The sequence below is a fragment of the Enterococcus sp. AMC1252 genome, from assembly GCF_058216515.1.
On record NZ_CM177097.1, the window covers coordinates 1,352,691 to 1,369,403 of the forward strand.

General features: G+C 36.0%; 12 protein-coding genes. 8 read left to right on the top strand and 4 right to left on the bottom strand.

What is annotated here, in order from left to right:
- Positions 1-346: 346 nt before the first annotated feature.
- From AC4BB5_RS06315 to AC4BB5_RS06325, 3 genes are all read right to left on the bottom strand, one after another.
- Positions 347-1,177: a carbohydrate ABC transporter permease gene (locus AC4BB5_RS06315; RefSeq protein ID WP_490458520.1), complete on the bottom strand. Its 831-nt coding sequence runs from the start codon at positions 1,175-1,177 to the stop codon at positions 347-349.
- Positions 1,170-2,048: a carbohydrate ABC transporter permease gene (locus tag AC4BB5_RS06320; RefSeq protein ID WP_490458521.1), complete on the bottom strand. Its 879-nt coding sequence runs from the start codon at positions 2,046-2,048 to the stop codon at positions 1,170-1,172. The genes AC4BB5_RS06315 and AC4BB5_RS06320 overlap by 8 nt, the downstream gene beginning before the upstream one ends.
- 86 nt (positions 2,049-2,134) lie before the next feature.
- On the bottom strand, positions 2,135-3,439 hold the full coding sequence (locus tag AC4BB5_RS06325) for an ABC transporter substrate-binding protein (RefSeq protein WP_490458522.1): 1,305 nt from the start codon (positions 3,437-3,439) through the stop codon (positions 2,135-2,137).
- 183 nt (positions 3,440-3,622) lie between these two features.
- Here AC4BB5_RS06325 and AC4BB5_RS06330 point away from each other — a divergent pair, with 183 nt between their 5' ends.
- Together AC4BB5_RS06330 and AC4BB5_RS06335 are read left to right on the top strand one after the other, a co-directional pair.
- On the top strand, positions 3,623-5,149 hold the full coding sequence (locus AC4BB5_RS06330) for a response regulator transcription factor (protein WP_490458523.1): 1,527 nt from the start codon (positions 3,623-3,625) through the stop codon (positions 5,147-5,149).
- Positions 5,146-6,861 carry a sensor histidine kinase gene (locus AC4BB5_RS06335; protein WP_490458524.1) on the top strand — a complete coding sequence of 572 codons (1,716 nt, stop codon included), beginning with the start codon at positions 5,146-5,148 and terminating at the stop codon, positions 6,859-6,861. The genes AC4BB5_RS06330 and AC4BB5_RS06335 overlap by 4 nt, the downstream gene beginning before the upstream one ends.
- Positions 6,862-6,887: 26 nt before the next feature.
- Here the strand turns inward: AC4BB5_RS06335 and AC4BB5_RS06340 are convergent, their stop codons facing one another.
- Positions 6,888-8,642, bottom strand: a complete 1,755-nt coding sequence (locus AC4BB5_RS06340; RefSeq protein WP_490458525.1) for a glycoside hydrolase family 35 protein — start codon at positions 8,640-8,642, stop codon at positions 6,888-6,890.
- Between the two features lie 119 nt (positions 8,643-8,761).
- On the opposite strand from AC4BB5_RS06340, the gene AC4BB5_RS06345 reads away from it, so the two are divergent.
- The 6 genes from AC4BB5_RS06345 (at position 8,762) to AC4BB5_RS06370 (ending at position 16,616) form a co-directional block, all read left to right on the top strand.
- Entirely contained in the window at positions 8,762-9,580 is an 819-nt protein-coding gene (locus tag AC4BB5_RS06345) for a helix-turn-helix transcriptional regulator (RefSeq protein ID WP_490458526.1), read from the top strand.
- Positions 9,581-10,038: 458 nt separating this feature from the next.
- Complete coding sequence (locus AC4BB5_RS06350; RefSeq protein WP_490458527.1) at positions 10,039-13,086, top strand: family 43 glycosylhydrolase; 3,048 nt, start codon at positions 10,039-10,041, stop codon at positions 13,084-13,086.
- Between the two features lie 21 nt (positions 13,087-13,107).
- Positions 13,108-13,440 carry a hypothetical protein gene (locus AC4BB5_RS06355; RefSeq protein WP_490458528.1) on the top strand — a complete coding sequence of 111 codons (333 nt, stop codon included), beginning with the start codon at positions 13,108-13,110 and terminating at the stop codon, positions 13,438-13,440.
- A gap of 21 nt (positions 13,441-13,461) precedes the next feature.
- Positions 13,462-14,013 carry a signal peptidase I gene (locus AC4BB5_RS06360; protein WP_490458529.1) on the top strand — a complete coding sequence of 184 codons (552 nt, stop codon included), beginning with the start codon at positions 13,462-13,464 and terminating at the stop codon, positions 14,011-14,013.
- Positions 14,003-14,728: a TasA family protein gene (locus AC4BB5_RS06365; protein ID WP_490458530.1), complete on the top strand. Its 726-nt coding sequence runs from the start codon at positions 14,003-14,005 to the stop codon at positions 14,726-14,728. The genes AC4BB5_RS06360 and AC4BB5_RS06365 overlap by 11 nt, the downstream gene beginning before the upstream one ends.
- A gap of 574 nt (positions 14,729-15,302) precedes the next feature.
- Positions 15,303-16,616, top strand: a complete 1,314-nt coding sequence (locus AC4BB5_RS06370; RefSeq protein WP_490458531.1) for a glucosaminidase domain-containing protein — start codon at positions 15,303-15,305, stop codon at positions 16,614-16,616.
- Positions 16,617-16,713: the final 97 nt, after the last annotated feature.

Consider the following 16,713-nt stretch of genomic DNA (forward strand, 5'->3'; position numbering starts at 1 on the left):
ATTAAACACTTGTATACTATCATTGAAGAAGAGCATCAACTTATCAAAAATGAAGAATTTATACCAGTCCATAAGCAGTAACTTTGCTACAATTAAAGGAATAGAAATTGTTCATGTCTAATACAAAAAATAGGTTGGGGCAGAAGTGTTCAACTTATTTCAGAAGGAGTTGCTTCTGCTCCCATCATTTATTCGGATTCCTTGAGGCTAGGATATGACTCGCAGAGTTATGTTCTAGCCTCTTTTTTATTGTTTTTAAAAGCACGCTGTATAAAGAGGCAATAATGATGAAAATAGTTCATGCAGATCCCTATTGTGTAATACAAATTAATATTTTAAATGTGTACTACTTTACCGACCCTAACATACCTTGAACAAATTGTTTTTGTAAGACAAAGAAAATTAAAGCAATCGGTAGAGTTGCAATCACAATACCTGTCATGATCATGCCATAGTCTGGTGTATAAGATGCCCCCATAGCCGATAAAATTAATGGAATGGTCCGCTTCTCGGGTGATTGCAAAGCGACTAGTGGCCATAAGTAGTTATTCCAACTATTCATAAACGTAATAATCGCTGCAGCAGCATAAATATTTTTTGCCGTTGGCATATATATTTTAAAGAAAATCGCCAATTCACCTAAACCGTCAATCCGTGCTGCTTCAACTAAAGAACGTGGGAAAGCTTTAATATTTTGTTTAAACAAAAAGATCAAAAAGGCGGTACTGACGGAGGGAATTATCACGCTGAATAATGTGTTAATTCCAAATGGTGTATTACCTAATTTTGAAAACATAGTGTATAAGGGAATCATCATTGCTGAGAAGGGTACCATCATCGATAAAAGTAAAAAACTAAAAATACGGTCATTCCGTTTAGAGCGGAAAATTTCAAAACCATAACCTGCCATCGAGGACAGGAATAAAGCGAATATGGTCGTGATTATCGCAATTACGGCGGAATTGATTAAGGCTCTGTTAAAGTTTAAATCACTATTAAAAAGATTTTGAAAGTTAATCATCAGCTGATCGCCAATCATAATTTTACCAGCGGTAATATCAATGGTTTTGTTGGTCATCCCTAAAATCATCCAGACAAAAGGAAAGATCGAAACAAAGGCGGCGATGCTTAACACAAGATATTTAAATACTTTTGAAATTTTTTCCATCTTACTCATCTCCAGCTACACGTTTTTGAATAATCGTTAAAATAACTATACAGAATACAATCACAAAGGAAACTGCTGCTGCATAACCAAAATTTGGTGTGAATTTGAAGCTTAGATTGTAAATATATTGTGAAAGAGTTGTCGTTGCATTGGCCGGACCCCCACCGGTAATATTTTGAACTTCATCAAACAATTGCAATGTGCCAATTGTGGAAGTAATTGTCGTAAATAAAATAACTGGTTTTAAGTTTGGTATCGTAATTTTGAAAAATTGTTGCCATTTATTTGCTCCATCTATATCGGCAGCTTCATAAATTTCTGGATCAATATTTTGCATACCTGAAATAAAGAAAATCATGTTATAGCCTGTCCAGCGCCATGTGATAGAAATTATAATTAAGACTTTAGCCCAAAAAGGATCTGTCAACCACTGAATGGGTGCTTCTACCAGATTCATATCCAACAAGACACGATTGACTAAACCTGTCGCAGAAAATAAACTTTTCATAATCAATGAATAAGAGACTAGGGACGTAATACAAGGTAAAAATAATGCTGTCCGAAAGAAGCCTTTAAATTTTAAGCGCTTATCGTTTAATATATTTGAAAAAAATAGTGAAAGCATTAACATTACCGGGACTTGTATAATTAGATATAAAAAAGTATTAGCAAAGGCTTTTCTAAACGTACTGTCTGAGAGCATTCGTTTGTAATTACCTAACCCATTAAAGGTCATATGTGTTGGAACTCCAGATTTAAAGGAATTCAATAAGGCGATTACCATTGGGATGAAGACTAAAACCGTAATTAAAATAACAGGCAATAGTATAAAACCATCACCATTGGCAAAGAGTTCGAATTTTTTCTTTCTTTTTTGCATAACTTGATGCCTCCTGATTGTTGTCAGTCAATGAATAATAATGCAAGTAGAGGAGGTTAAACTCACCCTCTACTCGCATTAAACCCTTAGTTTTCTAATTGATCTTCGGCTTGTTTTTGGACCTTTGTTAAGACTTTATCGACATCCTCACCGTTAATCACTTCTTGTAAACTTTCAGTTAAAATGGATTCAATGGCATACGTATCTTTACCATAGTTCACTGTTGGTACTTCACCAGACCAGTTTGAAAAATCTTCAAAGACTTTTTGACCGTCATAGAATGCTACACCTTCTTGATAAATAGGTGATTCGCTAGCAGCTTTTAAGGTGGAAATAACGCCAACTTCTTTTGCTAATTGATTCATTAAATCTACATTTGAGGCAAATGTTTTCCCTAAGAATTCTTTTGCTTGTTCTTCACCTGGTAAACCTTTAATTACATACCAACCTCCGCCTCCAATGTTTGAACTATGTTTAGAGTTTGCATCACCTTTAATTACTGGAATTGGTGCAATACCCCATTTGCCTGATTGATCTTTAGCACCTTGAATCGTACTTGCATACCAACAGCCTTGAATGGCACTTGCAACTGAACCTGATTGAACCCCATTTACGCCACCATCCCAGTCAGAAACTTGTTCTGCTAAACCTTCTTTTAAGATAGTCGCTTGAATTTTTAAGGCGTATTCTAAAGCTTTATTTCCTTTTAAGGTTACCTTTTTACCAGATTCATCTGTAAACCATTTACCTGTAGATTGCATAATAATACGGGTTAAACCTAAGTCACTTGGATTCATTGTCATCAATGCATGTCCAGTTTTATCCTTGACATCACGAGCGATTTTGATTAGATCATCCCAATTAATATTTGTTAAGTCGGCTTCCTTGTAGCCAGCTTCTTCAAAGTAATCGCGACGATAGAAGACACCTGCAACCCCACTATCAAACGGTACGCCGTAAATCTTATCATCCACTTTATTTACAGCAAATTTATATTCTGAGAAATCTTCTTCTTTCACAATTGAACTTAAATCTGAAAATGCCTCAGGATAAGAGGTCAAGTAACCTTGAATTCGATAATCTTCAATCAACACGATATTCGGCAGTCCTTCTGTATTTCCAGAAGCTAAACTAGTATTTAATTTTTGAACAATATCATCTTGAGACATGGTCACAACTTCAACATTAATATCTTTATTTTTGTAGTAATCTTTCGCAATTTCTGCAGCTTTGATGTTAAATGTTTCATCCCAAGCCCATAACGTTATTTTTTCGCTACTACCACTACCTGTATTTTCTGTATCAGCACCTTTACTGCCACCAGATCCCCCACAAGCTGTTAACATTAGCACCGAAGCTAAGACTAATAAAGAGCCTAAAAACTTTTTCATATCGATTCCTTCTTTCCTTTTTTACTTACATTCATACTATACACACTATACATAGCGAAAGGAAGCGCTGACAATTCGTTTTAGGTGAGTGGATAAAATTGTCCAAAAATCATAAAATAATCCTAATTCATTTAAAACTTTTAAATGATATAATAAACGTAACAAGGAAAAGGAGGCGTTTTCTTGACGAATGTAATTACAATTTTACTCGTTGATGACGAGGTTGCCATCCGCGATGGGTTAAGACATTTACTGCAGTGGGAAAAATTTGGATTTCACATTATTGGTGAAGCAGAAAACGGCAAAATAGCCTTAGACAAAATCATGGAACTGCAACCTGATATTGTTATTACTGACTTAATTATGCCTGAACTTGATGGTTTAGAATTATCTAAAATAATCCAAGAACAATTCCCACATATTCATTTTTTAGTTTTAAGTAGCTATGACGAATTTACTTATGTTTCTGAATCGTTTAAAAACGGAGCTGTCGATTATTTATTAAAACCAACCCTAACTAAAGAGAACTTACTTAATGCTTTGAATAAAATCGCATCAAAGCTGAACGCAGCAAAAGTAACTGTCTCAGAGGAGGAAGTACTAAGACAAACACTCAATCGTTATTTAGTCGGTTACAGCGAGACTGAGTTAAGTACCGTTACGAATTTTCTTACATACGACTGTTATCAACTGGTTTATACCAACTCTATTTGGTATCAAGATCGTGATAATCTACAACGGGTACTAAACGAATTGTCTTTTGACAACAATCAAGTAAAATCATTAGCTTACACAACGAGTAATGACGAAGCTGGCTTATTGCTTGCCTTTAAAAGCGTTCAGCCAAATAGTCAAGCAATGTTACGGAAAAAACTTTACAGTTTAAGGCAAATCGAGACAGGTAGTTTTTTTACCTTAAGTGAGCCATTCTTTCGAATAAGCGAGCTTAATAGCACTTTTAGCCAACTCAAAGCTGGTACAAAAGAACAGCGGTTTTATTTTAAACATCACAGTATTGTTGAGTTTAATGAATTATACATGTTAAAACATTGTGAGCGCTTTGACACGAAGAAGTTTCTGCGGGCCATACTGAATAATGATTTCTTACTAGGTATTTTACGCATTGAGGAATTTTTTAATGAAATGATTTTATGTTTTACTAGTGCATCCGATTTGAAACAACAGGCCAGTAATATTTTTTACACGCTTTTATCTAGTCTTGAAGAAGCTTATCCTCATGAGGCGAGCTTTTCAAAATTAAAAAACTATTTTCTTAATCAGATTGGAAGGATGAGTTATTTGGAGGATTTTTCAGAGCTTATTTTAACGATGAATAATCAGATTCGCCAGATACTAACACAGCAAAATCCTAGAGAAAAAATAAAAGAGAGTGAATTAGTTACCAGCATTGAACGCTACATACGTGATAATTATCAGTCAGATTTATCTTTAGCCCGTTTAGCAGAAGAATTTCATTTTAGTTATAATTATCTTTCTAGTTTCTTTTCTGCTCACTTTAAGATGACTTTTTCTGATTACGTAAATACAGTGCGTTTAGAGGCTGCTAGGAGATTACTTCTGACATCAGATTATAATTTATCAGAAATCAGTGCAACTGCAGGGTACTCAGATTTAAGTTATTTTTCTCGCTTGTTCAAACGAGAATATCATGTGACGCCTTCTGTCTATAGAAGAGAGAACCGCTTATGAAACATGTAAGGCTATGGACAAAACAAAATGAACTCTTCACTCGTATCCTACTGATTGTTATTTTTTGTGTCATTAGTGTCACGTTACTTTCTGTAGCGGTTGTTTTTAATCGTTCGAAAAGTGCATATGTACATTCGTACCAAGAATCAAATCAAATTTTGATGAATAACATCCAAAATGATTATGAACTTTTGAATGACAACATCAATCGTATTTTCGAGATGGTCTCTAAGAGTCAAGTTGTGCAGGACTATTTTAAAAAGAATCAATCAGAAGAGATTCAAGCGATTATCGAGTTACAAAAAGAAATGGCCTCTACCAGTTGGATATTTAATGATACACCGTCAAACTTGATTTTAATTGGTAAAAATGGTCGTACTTTTTTTCAAAATGAAGGAGTTCGTAGTCAAAATCTTGACACATTTATTAAAAGTGATTTTATGAAAAAAATCGATGAAAATCCTGCTTTAAGTCAGTATTTCTATCAACAAAATGGGTTGACTATTTCAACCGCTAAACAACCTGGTTTACTTTATATTCGTAAAATTACTGAGGGGGTTGACATTATTGGATATGCCTTAATTTTTGTGCCAGAGCAACATTTTGCTTCGATTTACGAGCAAGTTCTAGCAAAAAATATTCATACTATTTATATTACTGACAGTGAAAATACTGTTATTTCCTCTAACCAAAAATCACAATTAGGCACCACCTTAAGTGACAAAATTATGGCAACAGATAATAATTATACTAATTCAATAAAACTATATTCTTACAATTTTACACTCTATAATCAGATCAATGAAGACACCTTGATCAAGAATATGAATTTGATACGGCCAACAATCACAATTGTATTTTTTTCAATTATAATAGCAAGTTTTGTTGCTTTCTTTGTTATTCGACGGATGACTGGGCCAATATATCGCTTGATCGATGCCTTACCAAGTGTTACTCATGGTGAATTTTCTAATAGTGTTACGATTGAAGGAACATATGAAACACAGGAATTAGGAAAAGCCTATAACTTGATGCTAGAAGATTTACAAGGCTATTTTGATAACTTAATGACAATCGAGGAGGAAAAAAGACTGACTGAGATCCAGTCCTTGCAAATGCAAATCCAACCTCATTTTATTTACAATACTCTAACGGCAATCAAGTTTTTAATCTGGCAAGGGGAAAGGGATAAGGCTAGTTTGGCGATGGATAATTTTATCCAATTATTGCGCCACACTCTCAGTGATAAAGCTGAAGTTGTTCCTTTGAAACAAGAATTAACTGGGGTAAAAGCCTATATTAACATTTTGCAATTACGTTATGGTGAACGCATTCAAACGAATATTTTTGCTGATGAAGCCACCGAAGAATTACTTGTACCTAAAATGATCATTCAGCCTATTATTGAGAACACATATCTCCACGCTTTCCCTGAGCATCAAGAGGGATATATACAAGTTTTCGCATCCAAGATAGAGGACAAACTTCAAATTGAAATTATCGACAATGGTGTTGGTTTTGATGTTAGTCAGCCCTCAAATACTCAATCAAGCCTAAAGCAACATTACTCTGGACTTGGTTTAAGAAATATCCACGAGCGCTTACAACTGCTTTACGGAAAAAAATATGGGTTGAAAATTAAAACTGCTCCTGGTGAGGGAACCTCAATTAGACTGTTAATACCAATCAATCATCCCATAAAAACGACTTAAGTCTAGGTGACTCAAGTCGTTTTTAGTTAGTCTTTATTTAGTTTTGGTTCATCAGTTAAGATGATTTCTGTACCTACTTTTCCTTCTGACTCGAACACGATTATCTCATTTGTGCCGACTTTCAAGAGAGGAGCAGGGATATAAAGTCGTACTTGTGGACCTTTCTCCCAGAAGCGTCCAATATTAAAATCATTCACCGTGACGAACCCTTTCCCCCAGTTTGGTAATTCAATAAACGTGTCACCTTTTTCCTCAGCTTCAAAAGTAAACTGATAAAATCCTGGTTGTTCTACAGCCCATTTTTCAGAGAAATCCAGATTTGTCAGGTTATCCATCGGTAAAGCATACATTTCCCATTCACTTTGAAACGCGCCATTGACTATTACGCCATCACGAATGCCTTTTTCTTGGTGATTCATTTTGACTGAGTAATTTACACGACCCATATTTTCAACTAAAATACTTAATTTATTTGTGTTAGCCTTTAAATCAAACGCCAGTTGTGTACCCAAGTCTAAATCATATTGAGTTGCAATAGGGTCGCCATTAACAAAAATTTGCGCTCTGTCCATACATCCAATTAAACGGAAATCTTCTACATGACGTTTACGGCCAAGATTACTCTCATAATAAACGTAGCCTAGTCCTTGATCTAGTTGCTCCATCGAAAGCGGATAATTATGCGTGATTTTTTTTGCTAAGTTGTCAAGGTTATTAAACAATGACGTTTTAGAGTTAACTTGTAATGAGCCGTAAGCTATTTTTTTTATGTCAGTTGTCAATTCTACTGTTGGGATTTCTCGATGTTTCCCAATGACTTCTTGAAATAAAAGATATTTCGGCGTGATGTCTCCCCACTCAGTTAAGAGTGCATCGTAGTCGTAGCTTGTCACGTCTGGCGCTAGCTTTTCATAATAATTAGATCCACTACTAAAACCAAAGTTAGTCCCACCGTGAAACATGTAAATATTGACCGAGCCTTCCTCTAAAATATCTGACAGTTCCTTGGCAGCCGTCTCGCCGTTCATGGTATGATGCTCTTTATCACCCCAAGCATCAAACCATCCAATCCAAAATTCCATTACCATTAGTGGTTTCTTTTCTTGGTGAAAGTCTTTTAAAACCTTAAAATGTTCTTTGATTTTTGAACCGCAATTAATTGTTGGTAAGGCACGATCTTGAATTGAGCCATCTTCAAGCTTATCTCCCCAAGGACCATCTGAGGTTACAAAAGGCACTTCTGTCCCATGTTTTTCCATCAAATCGGCAATTTTCCCCATATAGCTTTTATCATTAGCAAAGCCGCCGTACTCATTTTCGATTTGCATCATGATGATTGGACCACCTTGTGTGATTTGTAAATCTGCCATCTCAGGATACAATTTAGCAAAATAATTGTCTACTTTTTCAAGGAAAATTGGATTGTCAAAACGAACCTTTAAATCAGCTTGCTTCATCAGCCAATAAGGTAAGCCTCCAAATTCCCATTCTGCACAAATATAAGGCGCTGGCCGTAAGATGACATATAAGCCTAATTCATCGGCAATTTGAATAAATTGCCGCAAGTTGAAACGTCCACTAAAATTAAACTGGCCTTCATGAGGTTCATGGAAATTCCAGGGTACATAAGTCTCAACTGTGTTACACCCTAAAGCTTTTAACTTCTCCAGACGATCGCGCCAATATTCCGGTACAACTCGAAAATAATGGATAGCACCAGAGATGATTTTCATCGGTTGACCATCTAAATAAAATTCATCTTTGATTTCAAATGTTTTCATATTGCACTGCTCCTTTAATCATTTTTATTTTCTTCATCCTCAGTATAACCATTTCTAAATTTTATAGTATAATAAGTTAAACTAAATAATATAAGAATACGAAACAAAAGGAGAAGCAGATGCCAATTTATTTTCAATTAAGCTCGCGGCCTTTACCAATCACTTTAGAAAGTATTGGAAATCATTGGGATCAAGTCGCTATTCAGCGCCAACACGGTTACCATGGTTACCATTGGCTCCAGACAGAATCAGGTTTAGGAGAAGTTTTGATAAGCGATCGACGAGTGATTTTAAAGCCAGGTGAAGGGATATTAATCCCACCTTTCATTCCTCACGCGTACTATTCCCTAGACAACTGGGTTACGAAATTTGCCACATTTGAAGGGGAAATCAAGGAAAGTTTGTATCAAATCCTACAAAGTAATTCATATATTATCGCAGCGGATGCTGATGAATTTTCTTTTTCAGCGTGGATTGATCAACTCATTTCCAGCCATATTAATCAGCATTTGAGACCAATCGAACTTACCCAACAATGTTATTCTTTTTTACTTCACTTAAGCCAAAGAAATGAGAGCCGCATTGATAGTGAGCACCCTCTATTCAAACAATATATTGCACCAGCAGTAGTGGAAATTGAAACAAATTATCGTGAAATTACTTCCATTGAAACATTAGCTAAGTCAATCTATATTAGTCCGCAATACTTAAATCGCTTATTTAACCGCTTTGTCGGAACTAGTCCTTATCAATACTTAATGACTTGGCGTCTTAACAAGGCAAAGGAGTTGTTGATCAATTTCCCTCAACTGGAAGTACAACAGATTAGTTTGAGAGTGGGTTTTCAATCTCCAAGTCAATTTACTGCCATGTTTAAACAGACTGTTGGCTACACGCCAAATCAATTTCGTCATCTATATCGCACCACTCAAAGCTAAATTAAAAAGAAATCGGTATACTCAAAACTTGGATAAGTAGCTGATTGTTATCATTTTATTCTTTCAGTGTTTCAGATCAAGTGTTTGGTTCACACGTTTTTTTTTAGCAAAGAAAGAAAAGGGCTAGAGCTTTTGAATCATCAATGCTGATGCAAAAAAGTTGTGGTCTTTTTTTGTTTATAACTGATTAATTCTAAAAAGTTACTGGACAATCTGTACGTTGCCCTGGCATCTGACTTTATTTACACAATACTGGTGAAATTGAAAGTAAGAGAATTAAAAAATTTGTACTTTTTACATATCTTCGGATTATTTTAAGTGATTTTTGGTAAGCGGTTTCAAAATAGAGGGATCATAGATATAATAATGCGGTAATCATTGAATGAAAGTGAGGTGTAGGGGTAAAAAATTGGTAATGTTGATAGAAATAGTGCTTTTGAAAGGAGAATAAACAAATAATGAAAAATGGTTCGAGCAAATTACCGCAAGCTTCTTTAACGTTTGTAACGAGTGTCCTGTTAGGCTTGTCTATTACAGGGCCAACTGTTGTTCTAGCGACTGAAGGGATGGAAGCTGAGTCAGAAAAAGAAATGATCCTAACGGAAGAAGAAGTCCTCAATAATGATCGTGTTTTATATTCTGTTAATGCTGGTACACCTGATCCATCAGTGGTACCAAAAACAGAAAAAATGGGATTGTTACAATCAAATGTTGATCAGAAATTTGAAAAAGATTCAAAAACAGGCATGACTTGGGGAGCTGATCCAGATAATGACTATTCCTCCATGGTAAAATTTGGAAGCGATGCCACAGACATTGGCGAAAGCTTTGTTTATATGTCAGATGAAGTAACTTTTGATAAGGAAAAAAGTATGCTTGGTTATTCATTTGAATTACCAAAGGAAAAGATTCCTGGAATGAAAGAGCAAACGTATGAGGTTACCGTGGCTTTTAAGCACTATTGGGAAACGCGTTGGCTTAATATTATGCTTGAAGGTCAGACGGTTGATGCTGACCGAGAAGTTGGAAATGGCGAATGGGTCAGCAAAACCTTTATTACAACTGTGACGGACGGTGAATTGAATGTAGCAGTTAAGGCTCCGCGAAGATCTGGTCCACAAGGTGATCCGATCATCAACTATATCAAAGTCCAAACCGTTACGGAAAAAGAACCGATGGCACCTTATACATCATTTAGTGGGACAGCTGGCGACTTGATGTACGATACAAATGGAAATACTATTCAAGCCCATGGTGGTCAAGTACAAAAACTAACGGTTGATGGTGAAACTAAGTATTATTGGATCGGTGAAGATAAGACTTATGACTATCGTCCAGTTGGAGGGATTCACCTTTATACATCAACAGATTTGTACAATTGGGAAGATGAAGGCGTTGTTTTAAAACCGATGGAAACACGGAAACAGTTTGAAACGGATGAGTATTTTAAATCTCTTTATGGGGATTATTCGGAAGAAAAAAAAGATGACATTTTTATTGATTTAGACCGAAATAATACAGTTATCGAACGACCAAAAATGCTCTACAACGATAAAACAGGCAAATATGTGATTTGGTTTCATGCTGATGGTCGCTTCCCAGGAAGTGATGCTGATTATGGTAAAGCGAAAGCTGGAGTTGCAATCAGCGATAGTCCAACGGGTCCTTTTAAATTACTAGGCAGTTATAAATTAAATTATCATAACGATCCAAACGGTGATTACGGATTCGATGGATGGGCCGGTCGTGGCTCAGTCCGTGATATGACATTATTTAAAGATGATGACGGTCAAGCTTATGTCATTTATTCCACAGAAGGAAATAAAACGACTATCATTTCTAAATTAAATGATGATTATACAAATTTAGCTGTGCATCCTGACGAAGCAACTGAAGGCGTTGATTTTACTCGAGAATTCATTCATTGGTCACGTGAAGCTCCTGCAATGTTCAACTATAAGGATAAATATTACATGATTAACTCAGGCATGACTGGTTGGAGTCCAAATCCAGCACAATACGCAGTTGCTGATAGTCCCATGGGACCTTGGCATGGAATGGGAGATCCATCTGTAGATTGGGGTGGAAATACTACTTATGATACTCAGAGTACGTATGTAATTCCAGTAGATCCTGAAAACGGTAAATTTATTTATATGGGGGATCGTTGGAATTCATGGGATTTAAGCGAGTCTCGTTATGTTTGGTTACCAATCGAATTTAAACCTGAGAACCAGTTAGCAATTAGAAGAGCTGATCATTGGACTCTAGACCAATTGGATGGCAATGGTTTATTTGATTTAACCACAAAAGGCTTACCTAAAAGTGTCTCATCAATGGAAGGGATTGCAGATTTAATGCCAAATGAAGTTACAATTTCTTATGGTACTGAAACTGAAGTAACTCCAGTTGAATGGCAGTATGAAAAGTATAGTGGAAAAGAGATAGGCACAGTCTTTATCAAAGGCTATTTACCTAAAAAAAATCAAAATATCCGGCATGGTGTTCACGTTGCGCCAAAAGGGTTACGTTATTTCTTTGATAGTGGAGCTGAAGAATCAGTCTACTTTGATGCTGCTAAAGATTTATTAGGAGATACACTTCTAAATGCAAAAGCGGATCAAAAATATACGAGAGAAAACAAAGCTGGTTATTTAGGAACAACTAAAGAAGAGAATGCAGAAGATTTTGATTTTGGTCGTCATGAAGGCAAGCATATTTTAGAAAGCGGTTGGTGGGCTAATCAAGGGAAGAGTATTGATTATGCTTTTGATTTAGAAGCAGGTACATATGAACTTGGTGCTGGCTTCCAAGAGTGGTGGAATGCGAATCGTCAAATGGAATTAACGATTGAGTTAGAAGATGAGCTACTGGGTAAAGAAACAGTTACGTTAAATTCTGATACACTTGAAACTATTGTCAATAAAGAATTTGAATTAGCTAAAGCTGGCAAAGTGATTGTTAGTATCAAGAAGAATGATGGCTCAGATCCTGTTTTAAGTTGGTTATCCATTTTTGAAAAAAAAGGTGAAGAAACAGCTGACTTTAGTGCTTTAGCAGATAAGTTGGCAACAGCCAATAATTTAGTTGAAACAGATTACCAAGCAGAGGCTTGGGCAAATTTTGTCATCGCCCGTAACGCAGCGTCAGCTGTTAAAGATAATCCAGCAGCAACGCAAGCAATCATTGATAAAGCAGTGGTGGCTTTGGACAATGCGATTGTTGAGTTGATGAATCATTTAGTAGAGGAAAAACCAGAAGTTGAGAGCATCATTTTAGACGTAAAAGCAATCGAAGTTCTAAAAGTAGGGAAAAAATTAACTGTTGTAAGTAGTGTATTACCAGAAACTGCATCTACTAACTTAACTTGGTCAGTTCAAAAAAATGAAGTGGCTAGCGTTGATGCAAACGGGGTTATCACTGCAAAAAAAACTGGGACAACTTATGTTTACGCAAAAGCCGCAAATGGTAAAGAAGCCCGCTTTACTTTAAGAGTGATGCATTAAAAATTGGAAGGATGGGTCCACATGAACCGAAAATGGAAAATTATCATTGGTTTGCTGATAGTAAGTTTTATTTTTCCGTTAGGTGCAAGTGGGGTTTCCTATTATTTCACATTTTATCTGCCTCTAGAGTTTGGCATAATTAAAAATAGTTCCATGAAAACAATGGATTCGCCAGATGTTGAGTTACCATCAACAATTGACCACTCGACATCCGGTGAAGCAACCAAAAAGGAAACAGCGACCACAAATAGTCCAGTTGAGGTCATTAGTAGTTCAAGTGTGCTGCCTATTTCAGGTGAAAAAGGACTAGAGAAACAACAGACACAAGATTCAGAAATAGAAAGCGAATATTGAATAGTTTTAGGAGGGAAGGCAATGATGAAAAAAATTGGACTATTTCTTACCCAAGTCTATTTATTTGTGATCATTGCCTTTATTATATGTTCACTTATCTTGCGAATTACAAATGGAGTTAGCTATTTTGGTTATCAATTGCGTGTTGTGATGAGTGATAGCATGTCACCTAAAATACCTAAAAGAAGCTTAGTCTTAGTTAAAGAGACTAATGAGGAAGTATCAATTGACGATGTTGTAACATTTGAGATTGCAGGAGAATTTGTCACGCATCGTGTTGTTGATATCGCTGGAAATAGTCAAGGTGCTACTTATGAAACAAAAGGTGATACGAATGAGTTTTCAGATCAAGGGAAGCGCCGAAAGGAAGAAATTATTGGGAAAGTTATTTTTTTAATTCCCCATCTGGGCACGTTCTTCCTACTGATAGGGACATCTCGAGGGTTGACTGCTTTTATATTAAGTTTACTTCTATTGATCCTACTAAACTATTTTTTCGCGTTATTAATGAAAAAAACACCTCCAAGGGAGCAAGGGATAAAAGTAGAAATGAGGAACCTAAATGAAGAATAAAATGGATAATTGGTTAAAAAATAAAAATATGAAATTAGTGTTGACAGGTATAGCAATTGTTTTAGTGGCGTTTGGGGCAACTTATTCATGGTGGACAGCCCAGATAGAAATGAAACAAGATGTAACTATGGGGAAATTAAGAATTACCGCTAGTTTTGAAGAGTTATCGGATCCTAAGGGCTTTGAGCCAGGGACTTATTCAGAAATTAAAGGAACGCTTCGCAATGAAGGTGACATTCCTGCAATGGTTAAAATTGATAACAGTTCTCAAATTAAGTTTGTCTATGCGGATGATCAATTCACTGTCATTCCAGCTGAAGAGCGTCAATTTACTAGCGATACTTCTAATGCTATTAAGTTATCTTTGGCACCGACCTCAGGTGATTATGATGATAACGAGAATGTATATTGGTTCAAGGATAGTGCGGGACAACAGTATGTTTTAATGGAAGCAGGAGCTAGTTTGGCGATCAATACAAGAGCAGACTATGATGGTGAAATTATGGGAAATAAGTATCAAGAAGCAGAAATTAAAATGGGTGCACTTTTAAAAGCAACTCAAGTCATTGATGGGGCATTGAACAATGAATTTGGGCTATCATTTGAAGAACTGACTGATGTTCAGGCAAGTAAACAAGGTGGATCGACTAAGCGGACAATCTCAAAAGGACAAGCTCGTTTACAGGAGTTACTGGCTCGTGAAAGTGAAAAGTAGATGGAGTATTAACGAAGTAAACGTTGTTTAAATCATGTATTAACCGTTTTGGCGAAGTATATAAGGCTTATCTTGGACATGTAAATTAACTAATAGAAAGATAAAAAGCTATTCATAAATAAAAAACTCTTACTGATTCCTTTTTTTGGTTGAACAGTAAGAGTTTTTCTTAGAAAGCAAGAACAATCACTAAAAAAGACCATTATTTGCCTGAAACATGAATTTTTTTCGAAACTTTCCAATCTTTTGAGTGAAGTACAAGATTTTACCTTATACTTATGGTAAAATAAACTCAACTTATAGAAGGTTAAACACGATTTTAGAAGGTAAAGGGCAGGTGGATCTATGAAGAAATATAAAGAGAACTCCAATGTTAGACGGAAATTTTTGATATTTTCATAATCAAAATGCTTTATGAACTGGAACAATCAAAAGCGAGATTCAGCGTTTTTAAACATTACCACAAGATTGCCGATTTTGTTACAAAAGAAATCGAACTGGAAAATGAGTGATACGTTCTAGAAAACTGAGAAAACATCTGAATCGTCAATACATGTGAGAGGAACTAAAATGAATGAAAAGAAAACTATTATCACTCCAGATGATTTGTGTGCTGCTCAGTGTTAATTTGGTGCCAGTAATTGGTCATGCCAATGAATTGACACAAACAGAGTCAGAATCAAGCAACATCGAGGAAGGAACGACGGAAACAACCGAAAGTTCTACAACTGAAGACACGACCTCAACTACGGATTCGTCTTCGACAGGCGCAGAGACTGGTACAACAGAAACAACCGATACCAGCACAGAATCTTCAGAGGAAGTACAGCCTCCTACAAGTAGTCATGAGGAAGTTCCAGTAGCGCCCCAACCAAGCGCACCAATTGAAACAGCTCCAGAACAACCTGTTCAGTCAACAGTTGATCATGCACCTACTGAAGCACAATTGGATCAAAATATTAAGGTTGTAAAAAATGAACCAACAGAAACGTTTATTCGTAGAATCGGAGAAAAAGCACGTGCTGTAGGTCAAAAAAATGATCTGTATGCGTCTGTTATGATTGCTCAAGCAATCTTAGAAACAGGATCTGGCAATAGTGATTTAAGTCAACCACCTTACCACAATCTCTTTGGAATCAAAGGGGAATACAAAGGCGAAAAAGTGGTCTTCTCAACACAAGAAGATGACGGATCTGGTAATTGGTTTACAATCGATGCTGCTTTCAAAAAATATCCTGGATACAAAGAATCGTTTGAAGATTATGCTAAGCTAATGAAAGAAGGCATAGATTCAAACAAAACAATTTATTCAGGCACTTGGAAGTCGAATGCAGTGAGCTATCGCGAAGCAACAAAGTCTTTGACAGGTGTTTATGCAACGGATACAAGTTATGATCAAAAATTAAATGCTTTTATCGAAGAATATGATTTGACTGAATATGACAAAGAAAAACCATCTACGTCAACAAGTGGAATCATTGTTACCGACAGTCATCCAGATAGTGAGTTTAAAGAATATACGGGTGAAACCTATTCTGGTTCGGAAGCTTATGCGGCAGGAAACTGTACGCAATATGTTTATAACCGTATTGTTCAATTGGATGGTTATGTAGAAACTACAATGGGCAATGGAATGGACTGGGGTGCAACTGGTAAAGCAAATGGTTATGAGGTTTCTAATAAGCCTAAAGCAGGAACGGCCGTTAGTTTCCAACCAACTGTTGCAGGAGCCGATGGAACATATGGACATGTGGCATTTGTTGAACATGTTTATGACGACGGTTCTATCCTAATTTCAGAGATGAATGTTGCTGGTTTAGGAGTAGTTTCATTTAGAGTGATCGATAAAGATACAGCGAATACGTTAGCATACGTGACACCAAAATAGAAAATAAGCTAATGATGACATTAAGTATTCAACTTATTGTTATCGTTAGCTTTTTTATTTTGATAAAAACATCTATTTACTTTTTCTTAACTATTCT